The organism is Bradyrhizobium sp. IC4060 (assembly GCF_020193715.1).
Taxonomy (GTDB): Bacteria; Pseudomonadota; Alphaproteobacteria; order Rhizobiales; family Xanthobacteraceae; genus Bradyrhizobium; species Bradyrhizobium yuanmingense.
The window spans coordinates 274,817-297,598 of the sequence record NZ_JADYVJ010000002.1; the positions used below are offsets into that span (position 1 = coordinate 274,817).

At 58.0% G+C, this 22,782-nt stretch carries 15 protein-coding genes and 1 tRNA gene; 13 read left to right on the plus strand and 3 right to left on the minus strand.

Annotated elements, in window-relative coordinates; all coding sequences use genetic code 11:
* Positions 1 to 12: 12 nt before the first annotated feature.
* Positions 13 to 990, minus strand: a complete 978-nt coding sequence (locus I6F16_RS08185) for a hypothetical protein (protein ID WP_225173553.1) — start codon at positions 988 to 990, stop codon at positions 13 to 15.
* Between the two features lie 199 nt (positions 991 to 1,189).
* On the opposite strand from I6F16_RS08185, the gene I6F16_RS08190 reads away from it, so the two are divergent.
* The 9 genes from I6F16_RS08190 (at position 1,190) to I6F16_RS08230 (ending at position 11,073) form a co-directional block, all read left to right on the plus strand.
* Positions 1,190 to 1,266: transfer RNA gene (locus I6F16_RS08190), tRNA-Met, on the plus strand.
* 368 nt (positions 1,267 to 1,634) lie between these two features.
* Positions 1,635 to 2,447, plus strand: coding sequence for a sigma factor-like helix-turn-helix DNA-binding protein (locus I6F16_RS08195; RefSeq protein WP_225173554.1), 813 nt, complete (start codon positions 1,635 to 1,637; stop codon positions 2,445 to 2,447).
* Complete coding sequence (locus I6F16_RS08200) at positions 2,431 to 3,054, plus strand: hypothetical protein (protein WP_225173555.1); 624 nt, start codon at positions 2,431 to 2,433, stop codon at positions 3,052 to 3,054. Before I6F16_RS08195 ends, I6F16_RS08200 begins: the two co-directional genes overlap by 17 nt.
* Before the next feature lie 2 nt (positions 3,055 to 3,056).
* Complete coding sequence (locus tag I6F16_RS08205) at positions 3,057 to 6,443, plus strand: ATP-dependent helicase (protein WP_225173556.1); 3,387 nt, start codon at positions 3,057 to 3,059, stop codon at positions 6,441 to 6,443.
* An 87-nt stretch (positions 6,444 to 6,530) separates the two neighbouring features.
* Positions 6,531 to 7,040: a hypothetical protein gene (locus tag I6F16_RS08210; RefSeq protein WP_225173557.1), complete on the plus strand. Its 510-nt coding sequence runs from the start codon at positions 6,531 to 6,533 to the stop codon at positions 7,038 to 7,040.
* A 2-nt stretch (positions 7,041 to 7,042) separates the two neighbouring features.
* Positions 7,043 to 7,516 carry a hypothetical protein gene (locus I6F16_RS08215; RefSeq protein WP_225173558.1) on the plus strand — a complete coding sequence of 158 codons (474 nt, stop codon included), beginning with the start codon at positions 7,043 to 7,045 and terminating at the stop codon, positions 7,514 to 7,516.
* Entirely contained in the window at positions 7,506 to 7,991 is a 486-nt protein-coding gene (locus tag I6F16_RS08220; protein WP_225173559.1) for a hypothetical protein, read from the plus strand. The genes I6F16_RS08215 and I6F16_RS08220 overlap by 11 nt, the downstream gene beginning before the upstream one ends.
* Positions 7,988 to 9,340 carry a hypothetical protein gene (locus tag I6F16_RS08225; protein ID WP_225173560.1) on the plus strand — a complete coding sequence of 451 codons (1,353 nt, stop codon included), beginning with the start codon at positions 7,988 to 7,990 and terminating at the stop codon, positions 9,338 to 9,340. The genes I6F16_RS08220 and I6F16_RS08225 overlap by 4 nt, the downstream gene beginning before the upstream one ends.
* A 323-nt stretch (positions 9,341 to 9,663) precedes the next feature.
* Positions 9,664 to 11,073, plus strand: coding sequence for a DUF2130 domain-containing protein (locus I6F16_RS08230; protein WP_225173561.1), 1,410 nt, complete (start codon positions 9,664 to 9,666; stop codon positions 11,071 to 11,073).
* 978 nt (positions 11,074 to 12,051) lie between these two features.
* Here I6F16_RS08230 and I6F16_RS08235 read toward each other — a convergent pair.
* Positions 12,052 to 12,930, minus strand: a complete 879-nt coding sequence (locus tag I6F16_RS08235) for a SagB/ThcOx family dehydrogenase (protein WP_225173562.1) — start codon at positions 12,928 to 12,930, stop codon at positions 12,052 to 12,054.
* A gap of 1,548 nt (positions 12,931 to 14,478) precedes the next feature.
* On the opposite strand from I6F16_RS08235, the gene I6F16_RS08240 reads away from it, so the two are divergent.
* The 3 genes from I6F16_RS08240 to I6F16_RS08250 all read left to right on the plus strand — a co-directional run bounded on the left by I6F16_RS08240 (position 14,479) and on the right by I6F16_RS08250 (position 18,396).
* Entirely contained in the window at positions 14,479 to 14,664 is a 186-nt protein-coding gene (locus tag I6F16_RS08240) for a hypothetical protein (RefSeq protein ID WP_225173563.1), read from the plus strand.
* Between the two features lie 1,573 nt (positions 14,665 to 16,237).
* The gene (locus I6F16_RS08245; protein WP_225173564.1) at positions 16,238 to 17,446 is read left to right on the plus strand and encodes a hypothetical protein; all 1,209 of its coding nucleotides are present in this window, start codon (positions 16,238 to 16,240) and stop codon (positions 17,444 to 17,446) included.
* Between the two features lie 746 nt (positions 17,447 to 18,192).
* On the plus strand, positions 18,193 to 18,396 hold the full coding sequence (locus I6F16_RS08250) for a hypothetical protein (protein WP_225173565.1): 204 nt from the start codon (positions 18,193 to 18,195) through the stop codon (positions 18,394 to 18,396).
* A 1,198-nt stretch (positions 18,397 to 19,594) separates the two neighbouring features.
* Here the strand turns inward: I6F16_RS08250 and I6F16_RS08255 are convergent.
* Positions 19,595 to 21,202 carry a tyrosinase family protein gene (locus I6F16_RS08255; RefSeq protein ID WP_225173566.1) on the minus strand — a complete coding sequence of 536 codons (1,608 nt, stop codon included), beginning with the start codon at positions 21,200 to 21,202 and terminating at the stop codon, positions 19,595 to 19,597.
* 182 nt (positions 21,203 to 21,384) lie between these two features.
* Here I6F16_RS08255 and I6F16_RS08260 point away from each other — a divergent pair, with 182 nt between their 5' ends.
* Positions 21,385 to 22,737, plus strand: a complete 1,353-nt coding sequence (locus I6F16_RS08260) for a hypothetical protein (protein ID WP_225173567.1) — start codon at positions 21,385 to 21,387, stop codon at positions 22,735 to 22,737.
* Positions 22,738 to 22,782: the final 45 nt, after the last annotated feature.

Consider the following 22,782-nt stretch of genomic DNA (forward strand, 5'->3'; position numbering starts at 1 on the left):
GACGGGGCGCCGTCATGGCGTAAGGATCAAATCGCAGTTATTCGGATCTTCGAAGATGAAATCGAACTGCGTCTTATCAGCACCATTCTCTACGCCGGTTTGTATCTGCTTCACTACGCCATAGGCGGTTATTATTCCTGCATCCGTTGAGGTCCCGCCTTGATAGCTGCCGCCAGCAAGGAATGGTCGCAGGTAATGCAGGGCAAAAATTGGTGACCAGACATACTGTTTCAGCCCGGTGTGCATATAGATGTTAGACCATTGGTAAAGCCGCTCGATGTGCTCGAATGGCATGGGAAAGGTGATGTTCTGCTTGTGCAGAGCGACCACCTGAATGATGTCAGACAAGGCAAGAGGGACGACCGAACCGGCCTTGTTCAGTTTCGCCGTGACACCGAAGCCTCGCCGAATTCGAAGCTCGATCGCCATCCTTAGTTGATTGACTGACGTATCTGAATGGTTGTCGCTGAACGCTAGCGGCGAAAAGTTGCCATAGATGACCTGCAGAGCCGAGTGATAGATTGGGAGAGCGCGCTCAAGCCGGCTTTTTCCAATTCCGTAAACCCCGGGCACGGCATGCGCGAATGTCGCCCAATCCTCTAGCAGGACGATGGTGTCTAGGAACATCTTTCGCGAAAGCCCGACCAGATTGCGGTAGAAAATCTCAGGCTCCCCCGATGGGAATGGACTGCCCGGCTTGAAGATGAGGTCAAGTTCCCGCAAGGCGATGATAGCATTGGCGATGTAATACTGGTCCCAAGCGGTCTTGCCGGGATATTCGTTGATGTTCTTGGGGTACCCCTGTTCGACCAGCGCTTCGTCTTTGCGGCTTCCGATCGTCAGGCCAGTCTCATGCTGAAACGCGGCAATAAATTCGGCTCGGCCGCCGCCGGTGTACCAAGCATGCGTCGCATTGATGACGGCCTCGCTGTTTCCCTTGTTGGAAAGGACCGCCGAGTGCAGGTTGGTTCGATAGCGATTGAACGGCATTCTGAACTCTTTTCAATTTTCGCAAACTGAGGGCCGCGGGGGGCTCAAAGGTTCGCCAAAAATACCCGGTCCGCGACTTATATTCGCTTGTGGCTAAAATTCTGGATGGCACATAAATGGCTTATGGCGGGCGTTTTGGAGGAAGAATTATTCCTTGCTAGAGGTTAAGTATAGGATTATACAAGCGTTTCTCGATTGACGCGGGATAGAGCAGCCCGGTAGCTCGTCAGGCTCATAACCTTAGGGTCGTCGGTCTAAATCCTACTCCCGCAGCCAAATTCAGTCAGCCGTCGCAATGATTTAGCCCCGCCTCTGGCGGGCTTTTCATTTATTCCTGGGCGTTCCCGACAGTACCTTGCATTTCTGCGTATTTCCAAAGGCTTACAGATTTTCTTGCTCGCCGTTGCCGAGCACTCCCAATCCCTCTTAGGCACAAAATGGGCACATGAATGAGGTGCGCATGCCCACGCGCCGCACTACAGCTAAGGCTAGCATTCAGCGATTGGCTCAAGCTTCGCGTGCCGCTACGATCTGCGGTGCCGAGGGTGATCAGAATCAAAAGCAGAATTTGTATTTTTTAGATTCCGGTTTTTCAGGCTCCTCGCGACTAACCCATTAGGTGGTCACCCCCAAGGAGATCGGGCATGGCAAAGTCAGCGGAGGTCGATGACCCCAGCCAGCGTGCGGCGGCGGGCACGGTCACTCCCGCGCGCCGAACAAGCGCGGTTGCCGATGTCTCCGGTGTTCCGCCACTTCTTAAGTACACGCGGCGGCCAGAAGTCGCCGAAGAATTGGAGCGCTGGTACGCGCTAAGCGACATCGCCCAAGGCGAGGAAATCAAGCGCGCCGTAGCCCGTGAAAAGCGCTGGAGTATCGAGACATTTGTTCACGCTGTTATTGCGGCCTATGCGTCGGGCGACAAGCGCAAGTACATCCAGACATTCAATGGTTTTGCGACGCGCGCGACCTCTCTTCTCTGGGCGCAGTCCCGCAAACTGAAGGCGCCTGACAAGGAAGACCACGCCCAAGAGGTGTTGCTGCTTACGGCGAAGGATGTCCAATCGGGCAAGGCGGAGTATGCCGAGGCCAACTTCGCGGACTATGCGATGCGTAAGGGAATAGATGTCAGCCGGCGCAGGGACGCGGCCTTCGAAGGCAAGTTCATCGCTGTTGAACCGGACACTTCCGTCCATTCCGAAGACGGCGACAGCCCCGATCCGCTCGACACCGTCGCCGAGCGCGTACCTAGCCCGGAGGCGCGGGCTTTGTTGCGGCATTCCGTCGGAAAGCTCGAAGGCGTCCTTCGCGAAGTCTTCATTCAGTATCACGTGCACGGCCTTACCTACGAGGAAATAGCCGAGCACCATGATGTGGACGAGAGCACAATTCGCAATTGGGTGAAGCGAGCCGGACGGCTTGTTGGTCACCAAGGAGGCAATGATGATCACGAAGACTGAATTGCAGCACAGTCTTGACGATGTACTGACGGAGATCAGGGCGCTTGGCACGCCGCCGTCCGGCGACGCACTTCGAGCCTGGCTGAACCTTTATCCCGCCTTCAAGCGGGATATCATCGCCTATGTCACCGCATGGGTTGACGTCGAAACACGTGCGGAGACTGCCGAACCTGCCCCGGAAGAAATCAACCGCGTTGTCAGCCGGACTATGAGCCGGGTGCAACAGCTTCTCGATGAGGCGGATCGTCAGCGCTCCATTCACGATCTTTCGGCCGAGATCGCAACGGCAGGCCACAGCCTTGAGTCGTTCCAGCGCCTGCTTTGCATCGACAGTTCGATCTTGACGTCGCTTGCCGCGCGGCTGGTGCGGCCGGCAACAATCCCGGCGCGGCTCGTGCGCGAGATCGCGGAAGCGCTGCATCGCCAGCGCGACGCTGTACGCGACTATTTCCGGCTGCCGCCACTGCTCGCGACCGCGCATAAGGCACGAAAGCGGCCGACAGCTAAGCAAGTCGACTTCGCGTACCTTATCGAACATGCCACGTTGCCTGAGCCTGACAAGAAGCAATGGCTCGCGGAACAGCCCGACCCCGTGCTGCAGGAATAGCCATGGATAGCTTCGGCACGGTCCGGGCGCTCGCCCGCGAAAAGTATGATCTGGTTCGCGCTAAGGCGACTAGCAACAGCGCTCCGGAGCTGCTCGCGGCAGCGCGCTTGGAGACCGGTCTTAAAGTGCAGAAGCTTCCATCCGACCATCCGCTGCTCGGTGGAGGCGACGGCGCGCTGCATCGTGGGTCGAAAGCGATCTACATAGCGAACGACCTATCGGCGGACACCGCGGTCTATGTCGAGGCGCACGAGTTTGGTCATTTCTGGATCGAGACGCCGACCGATCCCGCTATCGTGCCGCGTGGCTCGGACCCGGGGGCTCCGGAAGAGGGCACGCCGCTGGGTCTCAAGCGCGTTGAGGCCTACAGTCCCGACGAGCTGCGTGAGCGCTTTGCGAATGTCTTTGCACGCGAGTTCCTGTTGCCGGACCACGAAGCCCGTCGGCTCTTCATAGAAGAGGGCCATGTCGCGCCGAAAATTGCAGGTGATCTCACACTCCCTCTCGGGCTTGTGCATCAGCAACTCGCTGCTTCACTTCTGCTTCCGCAAATGCCGAAGGCGGTCGTCGGGGAGACTTTAGCAACGGAACACCCAGGCCTTGATGACTCTCAGCGCGAAGCCGCGCATCATGAGGGTTCGCCGCTCTTGGTGGAAGCCGGCCCCGGCACCGGCAAAACGCGCACGCTGATTGCGCGCTTAGAGTTTCTTATCGGGAAGAAACATCCACCCGCGTCCATTCTTGCGCTGACCTTTTCGAATAAGGCGGCCCACGAAATCCGCGAGCGCGTGGCTTTGACGATGCCAGACGCCGCCGCCGAAATCTGGGCGGGCACGTTCCACGCGTTCGGTCTCGAATTACTCCGCAAATACGGCGAACGAATTGGGATCGCGCAGCCGGTCCGGCTCCTCGATCAAGCGGATATCCTCGCCTTCTTGGAAGAGGATCTCCTGGCGCTCGGGCTTGACCATTACTTGCGCCTCCATGAGCCCCTGTCCGACCTGCGCTTTGTTCTCGGTGCCATTAGCCGCGCGAAAGATGAGGTTAAGTCGCCCGAAGATTACGCCAGAGCCGTTCAGCGCATGGCAGCGAAGGCCGCGCCTGACGACGAAGCCGCACAGCTCAAGGTCGCAAAGGCGCGAGAGGTAGCCCGCGTCTTCAAGCACTACGACGAGAAGATGCGGAAGGCGGGTTGGGTTGACTTTGCCGACCTGATCAATCAGCCGGTTGAGCTGTTGCGCGCGCACCCCGAGGTGCGCGATGAATTACGCGGACAGTATCAGCATCTCCTTGTCGACGAATACCAGGATGTCAACCGCGCGAGCGCCCTGCTTGTCAAAGCGCTGGCAGGTGAGGGCGAGCGCCTCTGGGTCGTGGGCGATGCACGCCAATCTATCTACCGCTTTCGGGGCGCTGCGCCGCAGAATGCGCTGGACTTCGAAAAGGACTATCCAAAGGGACAGCGCAAGCCGCTTAAGGTTAACTACCGCTCGCGCCAGCAGATCGTCGATACCTTCGGCGGATACGCTGGGCAAATGCACGTTGGCGGTAAGAAGGCCGTCAAGCTCACGTCACATCGCGGGCCGGGACGCGATGCCCTCGACTGCAATGTTGCCCTGGACCGGGATGCAGAAATCCGTGGTATCGCCGACGCCATCAAAAAGCACCGTGCCAATAACATCGCCTACCGCGAACAAGCGGTACTCTGTCGCGTTCACAGTAACCTCGAGCGTGTCGCGCTTGGGCTGGAGGCGGCCGGGGTGCCAGTGCTGTACCTCGGCGACTTGTTTGAGCGTCCTGAGGTGTGCGATCTGTTGTCGCTGCTCTCTTTTGTGGCCGAACCCCATCGCGGCGGCTTGCTGCGCGTCGCGGACCTGCCGGCCTACCGCACGTCGCTCGCCGACGTGCAAGCCTTTCTCGGTTACGCCCGCGAGGCGAAAAAGCGGCCTGCCGAAGCGCTGGCCGATCTCGCAAGCGTTTCCGGCTTGTCACCGGAGGGGAAGGTGAGTCTAGGCCGTCTTGCCGGCGACCTCGACGGCATCGATTTCCGCACGGGTCCCGGCGCCTTTCTGTGCCAGGTGCTCTTCAGTCGAGGTACGCTCCTGCGCGACTATCTGGGCGGCAATACGCCGGCCGATCAGCAGCGCCGCCTTGCCATCCATCAGCTCCTTCAGTTCGCTATTGAGAACAACAGCGACGCCGGTGATCCGAAGCGCGCGATGCTGCAGTGGATAAGGCGGCTCGAGGTGTTTGGCGACGAGCGCGCCCTGCGCGAGCCGCCCTCTGCGATCGATGGGATCGACGCGGTCCGTCTCATGACCGTTCATGCCAGCAAAGGCCTTGAGTTCAAGGTTGTGCATCTGCCGATGCTGGGGTCGGGCATGTTCCCCTTGAAGCGGCAGGGGGATCGCTGCCCCGCCCCGGAAGGGCTTCTTCCTACCTCGCCTCTCGCCGATCACGAAGAGGAGGAGGAATGCCTGTTCTATGTCGCGCTCTCGCGCGCCCGCGATCACCTGTCGCTGTCCCGGGCCGAGCGCTATACCGAAAAGCAACGGTCGCATCCCGCAACCCCGTTCGTACAGGTTGCGTCCTTCCTGCCGCGCGCCCCGAGTGCCGATCCGACATGGGTTCAGAAGTTGCCACCGGCCGTGCCGGATAGTCACCGTCCCGATCTCGCACGCGACATGCCGGAGCACGACGGCCGCGACATTGAACTTTATATCGACTGTCCCCGGCGCTATCTCTACCAGCTCGTCCTGGGTCTCGCCGGTGGGCGCGACGACACGGCCTATGTGCAGTTTCATCGCGCCGTCTATCGTGTGCTCGACTGGCTTCGCACGCAGGTCGGCTCAGTCGAAGCCCAAGCCCTTGCCGACGAGCTGGAGGCCGCCTGGAACGATATCGGTCCGACCGATGATCCGCTGGAGCCGCTGTTCAAGGCGTCGGCGACGCGCATCCTCGATAATGCGCGGGGACGCCAGCGCGACGGGATCACGTTCGGGAGTGTCATGCCGTATACGCGCGGCGGCCGCACGATCAATCTGCCGGTCGACGAGATCGAGCGCCGTGGCGGGAAGCTCATCGTACGCCGCATTCGCACGGGACGCGAACCCTCGCGGCCCGACCAGCGCCACCTGCACGCGCTGATGCTCCAGGCTGTCCGCGACACCATGGGTGCCAGCGCTACCTTCGAAGTTCAGTATCTCACGACCAACGCGCCGGTGCCGGTCGTGCTGGACGGCGTCATGAAGGCACGCCTTGCAGACGTGGAGAATGCGCTCGACCAGATCGCCAAGGGCTACTACCCGGCCCAGCCGAAGGACAAGGGCGAAAATTGCCCGCGCTGCCCGCACTACTTCATCTGTGCGAGCGTGCCGAACCGCGCCTAGCGATTCCGGTTTTCCAGACGGCCTGCGACTAACCCTGTAGAGCGCGCGTTTCCAATCACGGAGCCCGCCTACCGAAAGGGTTACGAAATGAAGACCATCGACGTCCTGCTTCAGAGCCACGGCCTCGCCGACATTGCGGTGCTGGAGGCTAAGCCCGACGACACACTCGCCAAGATCGTGTCCGAAATCGACCTGCCCGGTAACAAGGAAGGCCGGTTCCTGTTCCTCGAAGACATCGACGGCGCCATCGATGGCCACGCCGTGATCGAGGAGCTGTTGCCGCTCGCGCCAGACGATGACGCGGCGGGGCCGCTGCGCATCCACGCCTCGCACTGCCGCCACGTGGATGTGTCGGTCCGTTTCAACGGTGAGACCGAGAAGCGCCGCTTCACGCCGAGCGCCACGGTCGAGCGCATCAAGCGCTGGGCAGCGCTCAGGGCGTTCCATCTGTCTCCGCGTGATGCGGCCGAGCATGTGCTCCAGCTGCAGGGCACGACGACCCGACCCGATCGCGACGTGCATGTCGGCACGCTCACGCACGGCCACACCTGCGCGGTCGCGTTCGATCTCGTGCCCTGCCAACGGGTGGAGGGCTAAACGTGAACGCCCCCAAAACACCGGAAGAAGCGGTGTTCCAAGCCCACCTCGCCGCCGGCCGCTATCGCAGCGGAGCGGCGGCGAGGCGGTGGCGCCTTGTCTCGATGGCGTGGCCGCACGCGGTCTTCGCCGTGCGTGCCCGCGATGGCGTAGAATACGGCCTCCGCTTCGAACTTCGGGACTATCCGCGCACGCCGCCGACCGCGCGCCCGTGGGACATCGACGTCGATGGCCCGCTGGCGGCGAACAAGTGGCCCACCGGGCAGAACCGCGTGTCGCTGGTCTTCAACCCCGGCTGGCAGAATGGCGCTTGCCTCTACCTTCCCTGTGACCGCATCTCGATCGACGGACATGCCAACTGGTATCAACAGCACCCAAGCCTCATTTGGAATCCATCGGTCGGCATCGTGCATTATCTGCGCGTGGTACACGATCTCCTGAACTCGGGTGATTATGGAGGTCGCCGTGCTGCCTGATCCGACGCTCCGCATCGGCCACGACCTATGGCGCGGCCTCGGCGCAGAACTGCACCGGCGTACTGAAGGGCGCCACGAGTCTGGCGCCTTCCTTCTCGGCACACGGAGGGGGACCGACCGCGAAGCGACCGCCATCGTCTACTACGATGAGCTCGATCCGCGCGCCTTCGCCTCGGGTGTATGCGTGTTGCACGCCGACGCCTTTGGCAAGCTCTGGGACCGCTGCGCCGAGATGTCGCTCGTGGTGGTCGCCGACGCGCACGTTCATCCCGGCGGTGCTTGGCAAAGCCTGTCCGATCGCGACAACCCCATGATCGCGCGTGCCGGCCACCTCGCACTTATCCTGCCGCTCATGGCCCGGCAGCCCGTGCGCCGCTGGTCGGTCGGTCTCTACGAATATCTAGGGGACCATCGCTGGCGATCGCACGGAGGCCGCTATGTGGCGCGCGTATTGAAGATCGGAGACAGGCCATGACGAGCCTTGAACAGATTGCTGACGAATTGCATCGCACCGCCAAGATCGCGCTCGATACCGGCGAGGCGGCGTCCATCGACGACGCCATGCGCATCTTCGCCGGATACCGCGCGCAGTTCGTCCTGGGCCCGGAGGTCGCCGACAGCGCAAGCCTTCAGGCCGCCGTGCTCACGGCGGTAAATTGCGCGGCGCGGACCCTGCTCGGCGGCGTGAGGGTGGTCGGTGCGGACGTGCCGCTCCGCGTCACGCTGCCGCCGTTTCAAACCTTGATCGAGGCGTTGACAGCGCTCGGGGCCGAGGCAGGCGACAAGCCGCAGGCGGGCGTGCCAACGGTGGCCTTCGGCACGGTGGACATCAACGGCATCGACCGTCTTGCCATCCGCGCGGTGGTGCGCGGGTGGAACGGCGGGGTTGTGCCCGCCACCCAAAACATCGCGCCGGACGGCGCCAACGAGGTCACCACCGCCGGCGTTCTTGCGGGTGCACTCGCCGTCTCAGAAGTTTTCCAGCGCCTGCGTGGCCACGCGATGGCGTGCCGCCGCGCGGTGGGCCTCAGTCTCTGGCGACCGGAACAAGGTTGGCTCTGCGGCGAAGACGGGCCGACGCTCACGCACCTGCCGTCCTCGGCATGGCTTGTGGGCCTCGGTAATCTTGGTCAAGCCTATCTGTGGACTCTCGGACTCTTGCCGTATCGCCGCGACGCGCTCGACCTCGTGCTGCACGACTTCGACAAGCTAGCGACCTCTAACATCAGCACGTCACTGCTCACGACACCTGGCTTGGTCGGCCAGCACAAGTCCCGCATGATGGCAGGGTGGGCGGAGGCCAGAGGATTCCGCACGGTGCTCCTCGAGCGACGCTTTACGAACGACTTCCGCGTGAGCGCCCAGGAGCCGTCCGTCGCGCTGATCGGCGTCGACAACGCCCTGGCTCGTCAGGCCATCGAGGATGTGGGATTCGAGCGCGTCATCGAGGCTGGCTTGGGCAAGGGGCCGCAGGATTTTCTCGGCATCGACTTGCACACCTTTCCTGCCGCTCGCCCTGCACGGATTATCTGGCATAACACAGCGGCAAGCGAGACGGAAATCTCGCAGCCAGCCTATCGCCAGCTGCTCGTGGAGCGCGGCGACCCGTGTGGCACTGTACGCCTTGCAGGGCGCAGCATCGGCGCACCGTTCGTCGGCGCGGTTGCCGCGGCCCTCGTGATCGCGGAATTCCTCCGACTCGCAATGGGCTTGCATCGGCACGAGGTCATCTCATGTCATTTGCGGGACTTGGGCGCTCGTACGGTCATCTCCGGCCCTGCGTGGCCGCCTTGTAATCCGGGATCTGTACAATTGGCCGCGTGACGTTCGACCCCGACGGCAGAGATGCACACTTCAGCTCTGCCGGATAGGCATACGGTTGTTGTTATCCAACGACCGCTTGGCCACGGCATATGGCGAGCCGCGGCGCGTTTCAGAGAGGCTCGCAGAGCGTGCGGGCAAGGCAGTAGCTCCGCCGGCTGCGGACCGTTATTGAGAAACCGGGGATTCTAGGCGAAAAATGCGCAAAACCAGTGCGCCCAGCTTGACCCTTCACTTCGCTCGTTCTAATTTTGTTCTTATATAGGCTAATTCTTTGGCCCATGCCATTTGAACCAACAGCAGCTGCCAAGAGTCGGGCGGGCACAATGAACGAGATCATCTGCCCTCACTGCGCCAAGGCCTTCAAAGTCGATGAGTCCAGCTATGCCGAGATCCTGAAGCAGGTCCGTGACGCCGATTTCGCACAACAACTCCACGAGCGGTTGGAATTGGCCGAACGCGACAAGCAGAACGCGGTGGAGCTGGCCAAGGCCCAGCTCACCAGCGATCTGCAGAAGACCGCTGCCGCCAAGGATGCCCAAATCCAGGAGTTGAAGGCCACGCTCGAGGGGAGCGGCGTTGCCCAGAAGCTCGCGGTTAGCGAAGCTCTTAGCGCCGTCGAAAAGGAGCGGGACCGGCTCGCGAGCGCGCTGGCCGAGTCCGAGCGCGAAAAGAAGGCGGCTTCGGAGCTTGCTGACGCGCTCCTTGCCAGCGAGCAGCACAAAATCAGGGCTGCCAAGGAAAAGGAAATCCAGGAGCTGAAAGCGAAGCTTGAGGCCGTCGAGCTTGAGAAGAAGCTGGCCGTGACCGAAGCGGTTAGCGTCATCGAGAAGGAGCGCGATGAGCTGAAGAACGGGATTAAGCAGGTTCAGCTTGAAAAGCAGCTCTCCGAGCAATCTCTCAAGGACAAGTATGAAACCCAGATCAAGGATCGCGATGATGCGATCGAGCGCCTTAAGGATATGAAGGCGCGACTGTCGACCAAGATGGTCGGCGAGACCCTTGAACAGCATTGCGAGACCGAATTCAACCGCGTCCGCTCGATGGCCTTCCCGCGCGCGTATTTCGAGAAGGACAACGACGCGAGGACCGGCAGTAAGGGTGATTACATCTTCCGCGACGCGGACGAGGCCGGCACCGAGATCACCTCGATCATGTTCGAGATGAAAAACGAGAGCGATCGAACCGCGACGAAGAGCAAGAACGAGGATTTCCTCAAGGAGCTTGATCGAGACCGGAACGAGAAGGGCTGCGAGTATGCCATCCTGGTCTCATTGCTTGAGCCAGATAACGAACTTTACAATACCGGCATCGTCGATGTCTTCCACCGCTATCCGAAAATGTACGTCATCCGCCCGCAGTTCTTCCTGCCAATGATTACGCTCTTGCGGAACGCGGCCATCAACTCGCTAGAGTACAAGACCGAGCTAGCCCTTGTGAAGGCGCAGAATATTGACATCACCCAATTTGAAAACCAGCTCGATACATTCAAGACCGCGTTCTCGAAGAACTACGATCTGGCCTCAAGGCACTACCAGACGGCGATTGCCGAGATCGACAAGTCTATCGATCACCTTCAGAAGACCAAGGATGCGTTGATTGGCGCGGACCGCAACCTGCGCCTGGCCAACGACAAGGCGCAGGACGTGACCATCAAGAAGCTGACGCGGGGTAATCCCACGATGGCAGCGAAGTTCGCAGAGCTTAAGAGCCAGGCCGTAGAAGCAGCGGAGTGATTTCTATGTTAGGTCAGGCAGAAACTACCGTGACGTCAGATTGTGGGTGACCAATAAATGGTCGCAACGGACCTGTTATTGCACCGATAAGGTTTCTAACAAAAGCTTATCAGTTGGCGATTTGCGATCAGTTCATCTGGAGCCATACGCGCAACGTGGTGTGGAGATAACGCATCTTTCCTATCCTCCTGAGAACGTTCGGCGATTGATTTCGCCTTGGGGGGCAGGGCAAGAAATAGAAGCAAAATGCAGCAAAGGGCAGGAGTAACGTGCGGGTCTTCTCTGCAATCGTTCGCACCCTTCTGCCCCTTGCGCCTTCGACCTTTCGCAGGCTTTCTACGCGCCGCGGTGCCAAATGAATTTCTCAGATCTAAGCCATCGAACAACACGCCGACTTTCGTGACAAGGTAAGTTCGGCCCCCGCGGAAAGCTAAGTTGGCGTTCCGGGTCATCGGGCCAGTGGCGACCAGATCGAGGTAGTCGTGCCGTTCAGGCTCGGCCTTTCCAGCCCAGCCTTACTCTAAAACCCTTGTTCGCGATGCTCTCGGAGAGATTGACGCGGCCAGCCAAAAATTGCGAACGCCGCCGTGGTTACATCATCTCAAACGGCGACCTTTGGTTGACTGATGTGCGCGCTCGTCCCAGACTAGAGGCTTCAGCTTAATGTTACCGCAGAGCAGGGAGGCTAATATGCTCGACAAGGAACATTTCCTCAACACCATACCAAGCGAGTCCATTTCAGTTGGCACCCCCGCAAAGGACGCCGAGGTGTACTCACGCGCTGAAATCCTACGGAAATCTGGAGACCAGCTTTTTGGAAATTGGGCCGTAGATCTTCCGGCCGCATGCAGAAGCGCGACCCGTGATAAGTACGTGTTAATTAGCAAAATCGTCTCGATCGAAACCGCGGGGACGTGTCCGGACAATGCGGAGGTGGTGCGAATATCGCTCTAAAGCACCTATGCGCGATGCGTAGCGTTACCCTACCCCAATAGCATACACAGCCTCGGCGTCACTTTCGAAGAAGTCCACAACTGGGGCGTCTATCTGACCAAGAAAGGGGCAGGCCCTTAGGTCCAGTGACTCAGCTACTAAAAGTAGATTCTGACCAATGTGTCCTGCCTCAATCAATGCCAGTCGCTTCGCATTCTCCGCGTATTTTTGTGCGTTCACACTCCGCGAATAGATCATCCACATTACGGCCGCGGCCTTGAAGAACGGGCTTTGACCTACAGACCAAACGTGGTCAGCGAGTTGGATTAGCCTCGTTCGACGAGGATCATAGAAATAGGAGCCCGCGGGTAGCTCGGCTACATTTCGCGCCTCTACTACCACGTCTATTGGGAAGAGTGCGCCGCCGGACGGATAGGACCGGACTTCAAAAGCATAAGGCCTTCCACGCAGGAAACGCGGCAACCCCAAGCCCTCCACCAACAGCTTTGACAGGGAGGCGAGTGACAAACTGCCACAAAAATCGCGCCTGCTGCGGCGGCGTTCAAGTACCACATTCAAGGGCGGGCCCTTTACACTGCTGCCTGCGTCGAGCAGTAAATCGTATTGGTGTTGATCGATGGAGAAAGCGGAAGTCACCACACGACTAACGAGTTCTGGTGTGGAAAGCTCGCCTTTCTCGGCGCGACTGATCGCCTCGCGGTAAAATGGGAGATGCGGGGATACTCGCGCACGAAAATGAAACGGCCCAAGCCCTATCAAATCAAAATTAGGCTGCACGTTTGTCATGAGCGCACGAATAACCGGAATTCCAATTGCTGGAAAAGTGAGATCAACGACAAAAATCTCTGCATTGATCGCATTGTTGGCACGTATCGCATTGTTGGCACGTGTCGCACTGTTCACAGGTATCGCACTGTTCACACGTATCGCACTGTTCACAGGTATCACATTGTTCGCACGTATCGCATTGCTCGCAAGTGTCGCATTGTTCGCACGTATCGCATTGCTCGCACGTGTCGCATTGTTCGCAAGTATCGCATTGTTCGCAAGTATCGCATTGCTCGCAAGTATCGCACTGTTCGCAGCTCAAGAGGCGCGCGCGTTGTATCAACGGCCTGTATCTCCGTGGGCGCCGCGACAATGTATACCTTGCCCCAAGACTCAATTGGGCCAACGCGGCATAAAACTGAGAAATGATTTCTTTCGCGGTTTCGTTCAGGGTATCGTGAAATTCGACGGAATAGAGGGTGAGAAAAGTCGATCCGTCAACGAGCACGTGACGGATTGGATTAATTGAACGCACGCTATCAGGAGTAACCTCGAAAGAATATCGGTGTTGACCGCCACGTCCTCGAACGTAGGGAAGGATCTTCAGAAGAGGAGTATCTCCTCTAACTTTCTTGACAAATGCGACGACGGTAAAAACCGGTTTGCGGCTGAAAAAGTCAGTGCCCGATAAGCTTTCTGGCATTGGAAGTTCCCTTAATTCGAAGAGAATAAACGGAATCTGACTTCCCGGCCCTTGCTCGTTGGCTCTCGGCTAATTTTGGTTTGCTTTGCGCTCTACATTTCTTGGCACACAGGTAGCGGCGCAGGCTAGCTTTTTTAGAGCCGGCGGAGGTGCACTCTGGGCGCCACATCATCTTCGAGATAGAGATTTTTGGCAAGATCGCACAGAGCGTTGAGGTTCTGGCGCGCTGAGTATTTGAAGCCGGCTGCGCTTTGAGCAGAGCGCTCTTGGTGGACGGTGAGGGTTTCTTCGAAGCGTTTGGAAGTTTTTCTTTTTGGCACAAACGCCAGTTGAAAGGCGGCGATTTTTCGATTTTAAATGCCTGATCTGATGATATCGTTGTCTCCCGTCACATCTTCCTGCAACGGTCCTAGTGTTGGAGGTGTCAATGCATACCAGATTGGGCTTGGCGGTTACTGTCCCGGCATCATTTTTTTGTCTTCCCTGCCAGCAGCGTCACGCGACTTCTGTCTCGCGGTATGTTCAGAACCGTGTGAATTCGGATTTGACCAAGATGGGTCGTGCTATTGCCGATGCCCTCGGGTTAGCCTGAGTTCGAGCCAAGAGGCCAAAGCCGAAAAGCTAATTCAAAGTCGACGTTCCCTGGGCAAATTCACGATAGGAAAAGATGCGAAGACTGGAAACTGGTTCCTAGCTTTAACAGAGCCGTCGAACGGCGTGTCGTTTAAGAACGAACTTCTGCGATCGCTTGAGGAATGAGAAGTATCCGTGTTCTGCGCGCAGTGCGGCGAGCTTCTCAGGTCATTTTCACCCGTCGCTCCCGAACGACAGCGTAAAAGCCTGAAGACTTATACTGAGAGTCGCCGTTTGGAGTATCGAGGGCGCCGTATGGCCAATCCGTTGTCGCCGCCGAGCAGATGGTGCCAAAACGAAGAAGCGCCCCGCCATCTGATCCCGTCGAAGCAGAAGTTGTGCGGCTGATGTTCATGCTGTTTCTGCAGGGCGATGGTACATCCGGCCCGTTGGGCGGGAAGGCCGCGACTTCGTGGCTCAACGAGCGAGGCTTCATGACGGGTAAACTGGTGAAGACATTCATTATCCCAGAAGAGGCCACCTATTTTAATTCGGATGCACCAATCGATGTGAAGCGTGCTCCCCTCTGTTGAGGAGTTCATTGGTCGCTTCGTAAAGCACGAGCCTGTGTAGCGCCTCGACTCCGGATCGCCAATAGGAAAGAGAGGCCGGTTGCGTCTCCGCCGACTGCGATGCGGGTCGTCTCAAGACGATCGCGTCCGTGACGGTTGCTTATCGCTGCTGCCAACAATGCCGCTCTGCGTTGTTGGAAAATAGAATCCCACTCGGTAGCCGCGCGGGGCAAGAGAGTAGATATCAGTGCAGTCAGGTACGCGGCACGTGCGAAGACTTAGTTCGGTGATTTCCGGCGTATCGTAGCGCCAGTCATATGGTCTGTCGGCAATCAAAAAACGAACAGGCGGGAAACGCGACGAAAGGGGAAAAGACCCGCAAGTCGAATCGATGCCGACCGCAGCGAAATTAGACTTCCAAGTTTAATTGGCTGCAATTGAAGAAAAGCAACTAAATGGTGTGCATAAACATCTTTGGCGTGAACAGTGGGCTGCAAGGGCAGCTAGCAGCAATCCGCGCTGACGCCGCAGAGGCGGACGGCGCTCCCAAATATCGGAGAGAGGTGTGCTCTATTGGACCTTCAAGCTTTTGATATTGTTATGAAATATGATTCTGGGGTTTGACTTCGCAGTTCTCACCTGCCTTCGGCAGTCTAATGCTCTATGCGAGAGGACCGCGAGAGGCACCGTCCGCTGCCTGCTCTCACGGACAGTGCCATGGGGCAGGCTTTTGTCGACGAGATGCGCGATGTCGCATACCGCGTCCATGATACGATTGGTACGCGAATTCGGCCGCAATCCTCTACCTTGATGCCATAACTAGCTTGCTTGGCCCAGGTCTCTTGGTGTTTGCCCGATCGCTGCAGGGAGGGTAGTTTCGGTGGCGAATGCGGCGTGAGCAGGTCTCTCTCGGTGAGATGGTCGCCGAATGTCAGGATTCATCCCACTTCACTAATGAACACAATGCTGGGGTCGAGGGCGAGCCCAGCTCTTGAATCGAACACCACTCGTGGGGCTACTCCTTGCTAGGAGTGGCCCGGCGCCTCGTGGGAGAAACCAAGATGCGACACTCCATCTACCGCTATGACAATGCTAGCACGTCCCGGCCTTTACGCTGGCAGGCCTGCGACGTCTGGCCAGCGTTCAGTACCATGGCCGCTGACGTGGTTCAGGATCGCTGCGCACGATGTGTGGCAACACGGCAGAGCCGGTCTCGGCCATCACCTTGGACGCTGATCTCCGAAGATCCTGAACCGCCCAATGGGACAGGGTCCGGTCCGCACCCAGAGCTTCCGCGAAGCTTGCATCAAGCGCCGTCTTCGACTTGGATCTGCTAGAGAACCCAAGTTGCGGGTCTTCTTGCGACTGCAGGATGGTATGCCGCGACGAGCCTGAGGGTATCAGGCGGAGGGGTTGCGCCGTCGCCCCAGAAGGGGATGCTCCGATCTACAACGGCGGGGTCTCAACGTCCGCTACGCCAAAAGAGAGGAGAGCTTCGGCTGCGGGCTGTCGGCGTCATTGCCTAGGTCAGAAAGCGTTACCGTAAAAGTATATCAACTCCATGCATGCGGCGTGGATTAAGTCAGGGGCTGCGATGCAGAAGTTTCTTCGCGGGATTTACGGCGTTTCGGCTGTTGGAATAGTCGTTTTTATAATGCTCATGTATCTTGATGTGAGGAGGACGACGGATCTCCTGTTTCAAGATGAATTGATCTTCTCCAATACCCAAGCAAATGCCGTTTATCACTATAGTTTTGACGACCTGTTTAGGGTGGCACTTGAGGACAAGCTGTCGGGCCTTTACCCTGGTCGCGGCCTTAAGCAAGAAGAAAAGCTTCGTCTCTTAGGCTTAAGCCGTTTCATTCGCCTTGATTACATTCTAGATGCGAACAATGGCGATCGTCTTCTGATTTCCAGCCGTGACTACCCCAATGCGAAGAAGGGGATCACAATTGACCGGGCCAACTATTCCTTTTTGAAAGCGGCGACTGACCCATGCCTTATACAGATAAGGAATGAAGAGATTACGCCAGAGAAAAGTTATTTTGGAAAACGGGCACCAAAATCATTGTTTCATGAGTACTTCCCTCTCATGGACCCTGTGGCGAATTGCGCCCTCTTCAATCTTGCGAAACCGAAGAGCTTGAAGGAGATGGTTTCAGGTCTAGAGACAATTAGAAATGTGACGTTCTTCGACATGCTACGCGTGAAGGACCATGCCTACTACATCTTCGCGATCAAGAACGAAGCTGTGTCGTCTAACTTGAACAACCTTGTCCGCACCTTCTTCGATCCGCGAATGAAGGCTCTCCTAGCGTCACAGCCCGTTTACACAGGAACGATCATCGTGTCACCCGGTCGCGCGATAACTATACCAGCCCTCTCTGGTAATGCAGAAATAGACCGCAATTTAATCAACAAGGACTCGGGCAATGTCTTGGCGCTTGAGATGGCGGGACCGGACGAGGCACGCCTATATATCTACTTAACGAGCAGTATTGATGCCGTGACTTTGCGGACGTCGGCGCCGATTAGCGATCGGTATGCTGCTGCTCTCAAAATGGCATTTGAACAGACAAATTTGATAGTCGATGGCTCCGTGGCTTTCACGCCGGCATCTGATTTGAACAAGGGCCAATTTCTAAAGGACTACTTCTTCGCAAACTTACGTCAGAATTCAGTGAAAGTTGCCGGAATTGACATCAGGCTGCCCGCGGCAATCGCGCTAATAGCGGTCCTTGCAATCCTTGATGGCGTCTCCGCGATCTGGAATAGGCGGGCAACGGCGTCACGCAAGAGCTGACGAGGTAGCAGACGCGGACAAACTCAATCGTTGCTTACCTGCGTCAAATCAGAAGCAAGGTGAGCCCACCCGCAAGGCACGGGAGGGTTTGGGCGCATTTGATGGCGTTCAGCCCTCGACGTTCTGCTGGCACTACAGCGCGGTTTCGATCGCGAAGAAAGACGCAGTACGCGGCACAATGAGAAGCCCGGTTTGCAAGCAACTATTCGCCTTGCGCCATGTGAATGATTGAAAAAGGTAACGCAGGTCAGTACGGTGTGGGGAAAAGCAGTCGCGCTCCCCACAAAAAAGGGGCCTCGATTTCGTACGCCAAGCCACTACTGTTTGAGAATTTTCGGGCTTTTGTATCAGGCGGGCTGCAGCGGCGATGCCGGACGCTGTTCGATCTCTGCACGGGATATTTCGGTCTCTACATGGCGGCGCTTCCATTTTTCGGACTAGTCTCGAGGTCGATCTGATCTAAGATGCCGACCGCCCCGCTCATCGCGCATCACATGTCACCTTAAGCGGCGAGGATCGACGAGAGTCTGCTGGGGCTGGTCTGCACCGCCGCCGACCTTGTCGCTTCCATGGACGCACAAAACATTTGGGAAACGTTGCCGGGGTTCTCGCAGGAGTAGCTGATGCTGCAGCTCCTGGCGCATTGTGCGACCCATACGATCGACGGCATCACCCGAACGGGTGATGCGTGACCCCGTACTATGGAGCACGTCGAGGCCTCTGAGTCTCGTTGAACATGGCCGGGCATGCAGCCCACAGCTGCCAACTATCTTGGGCACGTGGCCAACGTAGCGATCGTCGAGACGTTTCGTAAGGACGCGTCTGAGCAGGCTGAGGCGCAGTTGGCCGATTTGAAGAAGCTTGCGATGGCGGAAGCCGCCGAGCGGGTGTTGGCCGATACGGGCTGGCTGCTGCGGGTCTTGTGCATTGCCCAAACGGCAGCTGGCTAATGCGCTGGCGGAGTAGACAACGGCAGAGAATCGGACAGCACGTGCGGCCCGGCTCCGCATGTGTGAGAATTGTGCCGCGCGCCTTGGCGCGCGCGGCTTAGGGGCCATTGGCCGAGAAGCTCTATCAAGCGCGAACCACTGGAGCCCGCCCGCTCTAGCAATCCGGCCAGCAAGTATGCATATGCGTTTCATTTCAGATTCACGTGTCGAGGCCAATGGCTAGGTCAACGCTTTACATTCTAAAGTTGTTGATCCATTGTTTTCATTTTGGGGGGCGATACATGCGACTTTGTTTGATTTTTGTCTCCGGGCTGTATTTGTCCGGATGCACCTTGCTGCCGATCGATAGGAAAAATGGCGGCGCAACGATCGATTTCTTCAAGAATAGCATCGAGTGTGAAATCGCTGCGGTCGCAACCGATCCTCGATACAGTCGTTTCAAACTCTCGACTTGGCTCGTGAAGACTGGACTCGACCTAACTATCGTAGATACGATTGGGGCGGACGGAAAGGCAACCGTTCCCATTGCGCATCCCACGCTTCCGACGATTATGCCGAGTGCCGCAATCAGCGGAAAGTTCACCAACAACGGGCACGTGGATTTTGCGACGTCAGTCCCCAAGGCAATCGAGAAGTTCGGAAAGGACTGCCAAGGACCTGACCCGTCGCAATCTCGCCTTGGATTGGCAGGTTGGATTGCCGCCACGCTGGATCAGATAGAACCTCAAAACCACGGTGGTTTAAGCTACACCGTTGACGTTGCCGTTACCGCCAGCGCTGGTTCTCGGTTCGGGTTTGTCTTTAGCGTAGTCAACACGGTCGATGCGGGATTTGGCTATTCTCGCGAGGGAGTGCATCACCTTGTGGTTACTATGTCTGAACCGAGTCCGCCTCCGCCACCTCTAGCGGTGCGTGTTGTCGGCCCGGTCAGGGTCGTTGAAACAAAGCCTGCGGCGGAACAGCCAGGAGCACCTGCTGGAGCTCCTGCGCCAGGGGTAGCCGCGCCCCCACCAAGTCCCGCGCGGCCATCAGTGGGAACACGCCCTCCTTCACCGGCGCAGAACCCTGCGCTTCAGGATCCCAACTTAAACAGGCTGCTGCAACAACAATCGCCAGTTCGACTCTTGCCGGGTACCTTGTTGCGATAACCCTGTTCGTCACCGAGGCTGCGTAAATCTAGACAGGGGCGCGCCTGCTCTCATCCACCCGGTCGTCGTATCAGTTCGATTGATCCGACGATCGGCTCTGATTTCGGATCAACGCTGCCGGCCGTTGGCACGATCGTCACCTTGACAGGGCCTCCAGCCCAATTCTGTCGACGCAGAATGGCGGTGACATCCCGCTCCCAGCGCGGCGGCTCGACAGCATGCCCCGCGTGCTGTCGAGAAGACAAGCTTGCCTTGCGCGGAGCATAGAAAAAGTCGAGTTCACCGACAAAATACTGCGCGGGTTCGGACACGTCCGGATGAGTCCTTTGGCCATCCGGCAAATTAAGATAGACAGCAAAACTATCAGCAGGGCTTTGCGCCACTGATAGATCTTTCAGTACCAGTATCCATCGCTCATTCGGCCCCGCTGGCAGCGCTGCAGCTGGCCCCGAGGGCGCCAAAGTCACTTCCTTGAGTTGATTTGAAAGCGCAACGGTGTCTGCTTTCGCGATCGGAGGTTGAGACGGAGCCGCTGCAGCCGGCGCGCCGGGTTGGGGAACTGAGCGCGGGATCGGCGCCTCGTCTGCAGCTGTTTGCACGGCGGACTCCGGGGTGGGGGCTGGGCCTGCGGCCATCACCAGGGTTTCCTCGTGGTCATACTCATAGCCATGCTGCAAAATTTGAGCGGCAATAAGCACCTGTTCAGTCGTAAGCGTCGTAAGCTGCCCATCCGGACCGACAAACGAATGTGTGCCGGCGCGCCAGTTGCCGTCGGCCGGATTTGCGTGTCCGGTAATCTTGGACCAGCTTTCCCAAAGTCGATCGATATTAGCGTGGTGCAGCCAAAAGATCGGGTCGCGGGCCGCAGCTTCGAAAAAACCCATTCCGGTATCGTCGCCGATGGCCGTATGCACCGGGCCGTGCGGCCTTTGCTCCACCCTCCGTCCAAATCCAACCGTGTCTCCACCTTGCAATCTCTCGTCTAAGATCGGATCGGACAGCATTTCGATCCTCACATTGGATCGAGTAAGCTCTCGTGTTGGCGGTGATCCATCGGCGCCGCCGTTAATCCCTTGATTGCGGTTGCTCCAGAACAGTGCGTTGTTGTCCTGGCTTCCGTCGATGCTTTCCCAAAAGGATTTGGGCAAAGACCTGTCGCGCGTCCAATTCCAATAGGGGAGTCCCAACGTAGCCTCCCCCGCCGCCGACGCGACTATTCTCTCGAAAAAGTATAGATAGACGCGATGCCATGGGAGGAAGCTCGTCGGGCCGTGTGGACAGGTATCCCAGACCCGTCGGGCCAACTGAAGCCGCCTGGCTCTTTCCGCCGGCGTGATTCCTGGGATCGTATTCGGGAAAGTGTCGCGAAACTCCTTTTCGGGATCGCTGTTCATAACTCCCTTGCTGCCCGGATAGGCGTGGATATTGGCCTGGAAGGTCCAACTCGTTGGATCGTGAGGCGACCTTGCCTTCATCACCTGCACGCCACGACGGTAAGCCTTAACCGCTGAGGTAGAGGCCCCGTCCGTACCGTTTACGTCGCGTCGCTTCACTGGGACCGCTGCTTGAGCCAGCAAGGTGTCGGCCAAACCCAAGGGAAGTGTGCCCGCCATCGATAACAATGAGCTTGAAAGAAAAGTTCGGCGCGAGACCGCCATTAAACCCTCCCCTAATCCCAAGTTGATCCAATGCCGATTGACAGCGATATATTACCGCAGAGGCATCGCAACCGAAAGTGGAACGATTGACGCGGTGTCGCTTGAGGCGCAAAATGTTGAAGCGGCGCCCTGGAAGGAGCGTATCGCGGCCGGTCGGCTTCGTTCAAATCGAGGGTAGCGGAATGCGATATACACTCGCTGGTATCGTCGGACGCCTCGCGGTTGCCGGCCTTGCGACGATGATCCTCTTCAGTATTCGAATAGCGGATGCACAGGGCATCAATCATCCGCTCTGCGTGCGCAGTTTCAACAAAGTCCCGCTCACCGACGCCGACGTGGACGATATATTGGCGCGCGCCTCCGCAATACTAAACGATGCGGGCGCAGCAAGGTTGCAATGCCAAGGGGTCCGGCTGTCGCGGCAGGGCAATGTCGCGCCGTACGACGAAACGGTCCTTCCGAGGTCGCTGTCGCTCGAAAGCGATTTCGCAAAGTTCACCGCCGATGCCTGCGTGAAGGTTGTTGAACGAATTATATGGTGTGGAGGACTTGTGCCAGGGGCTCTCGGTTGCGCCCCGGTGCCTGGTCAAGGCCTTGTCGTGGTTCGTCGCGTTCTTGGCTTGGCTGAAAACTTCAACCGCGATGTCGAACCTATTACTTGGCTACACGAATTAGGTCACACCCGCGGATTGCAGCACAATATGCAGGATAATCTCTCTGTCATGGCTCCCGGATTAAGTCCGACCAATCGCTCTATCAATGACAACGAATGCACGGTTTATGCCAGCGCTGTGCCAGCGGCCGGAGCAGCACCGCTGGCGGCGGCTACGCCTATGCCGGCCGAGGCAACGCGCCAAATGGCGCAGGTGACCGGTCTTAAATCCAATTCCCTCGATACATCGCGCGTGCCGGTAGAGGATTTCGTCAAGCAGACCTTTCTTCATAATCCTCCACTTGAGGTTCTGAGGCGGTATGAAGGGGATCTCAAGAAAGTCGAGGGAATGCTGCTTGACCCTCACTTTTCTGCCTATCGAAATAATATCATCGTGCTGCTTGGCGCGATCGGAAACAAAGAAACCATCCCGCTCTTGACTAAGATCATCGATGCGAATGTCTCGCCCGAAAATAGCGAAGCTGACGTTGCTGCGCGTCTCGCGGCACCCTTGGCGATGGGAACCATCGCCAATCGCTACGGTCTCTCGGAGAAAGATATCGCTATCCTTAGGGACGCCTCCCAAGCCGCGTTTTGGGAGCAGCGGTTGACATCCGCGAAAAACCCGGCTGCCGGGTCCAGGGGACTGGACGATGATGATGTTCGGGGTCTCAGTCGTGACTTGGCCATCCAATCCACTCGTGGGTATGCGATCTCTGGGTCTCCGGAAGTGCGCAGTAAGCTTGAAGAAAAGCAGGCAGGGACCGCCGCGGCAGCGCTCCCCGAGCCCATCCGTAAAGAGCAACTCTTAATCATCAACGAGGCACTAAAGCTAAATCAGATCAGCAAAGACAGTGGTGCGTACTCGACATTTTCAAAGTAGGTGTTATAGCCAATTCGAGTCTACAATGAGCGAGGGACAAGGTTC

Excerpts from the sequence above, each read along its gene's own strand:
- I6F16_RS08185 (WP_225173553.1), bottom strand. The coding sequence starts at position 990 with ATGCCGTTCAATCGCTATCGAACCAACCTGCACTCGGCGGTCCTTTCC.
- I6F16_RS08195 (WP_225173554.1), top strand. The coding sequence starts at position 1,635 with ATGGCAAAGTCAGCGGAGGTCGATGACCCCAGCCAGCGTGCGGCGGCG.
- I6F16_RS08200 (WP_225173555.1), top strand. The coding sequence starts at position 2,431 with ATGATCACGAAGACTGAATTGCAGCACAGTCTTGACGATGTACTGACG.
- I6F16_RS08205 (WP_225173556.1), top strand. The coding sequence starts at position 3,057 with ATGGATAGCTTCGGCACGGTCCGGGCGCTCGCCCGCGAAAAGTATGAT.
- I6F16_RS08210 (WP_225173557.1), top strand. The coding sequence starts at position 6,531 with ATGAAGACCATCGACGTCCTGCTTCAGAGCCACGGCCTCGCCGACATT.
- I6F16_RS08225 (WP_225173560.1), top strand. The coding sequence starts at position 7,988 with ATGACGAGCCTTGAACAGATTGCTGACGAATTGCATCGCACCGCCAAG.
- I6F16_RS08230 (WP_225173561.1), top strand. The coding sequence starts at position 9,664 with ATGAACGAGATCATCTGCCCTCACTGCGCCAAGGCCTTCAAAGTCGAT.
- I6F16_RS08240 (WP_225173563.1), top strand. The coding sequence starts at position 14,479 with ATGTTCATGCTGTTTCTGCAGGGCGATGGTACATCCGGCCCGTTGGGC.
- I6F16_RS08245 (WP_225173564.1), top strand. The coding sequence starts at position 16,238 with ATGCAGAAGTTTCTTCGCGGGATTTACGGCGTTTCGGCTGTTGGAATA.
- I6F16_RS08250 (WP_225173565.1), top strand. The coding sequence starts at position 18,193 with ATGCAGCCCACAGCTGCCAACTATCTTGGGCACGTGGCCAACGTAGCG.
- I6F16_RS08255 (WP_225173566.1), bottom strand. The coding sequence starts at position 21,202 with ATGGCGGTCTCGCGCCGAACTTTTCTTTCAAGCTCATTGTTATCGATG.
- I6F16_RS08260 (WP_225173567.1), top strand. The coding sequence starts at position 21,385 with ATGCGATATACACTCGCTGGTATCGTCGGACGCCTCGCGGTTGCCGGC.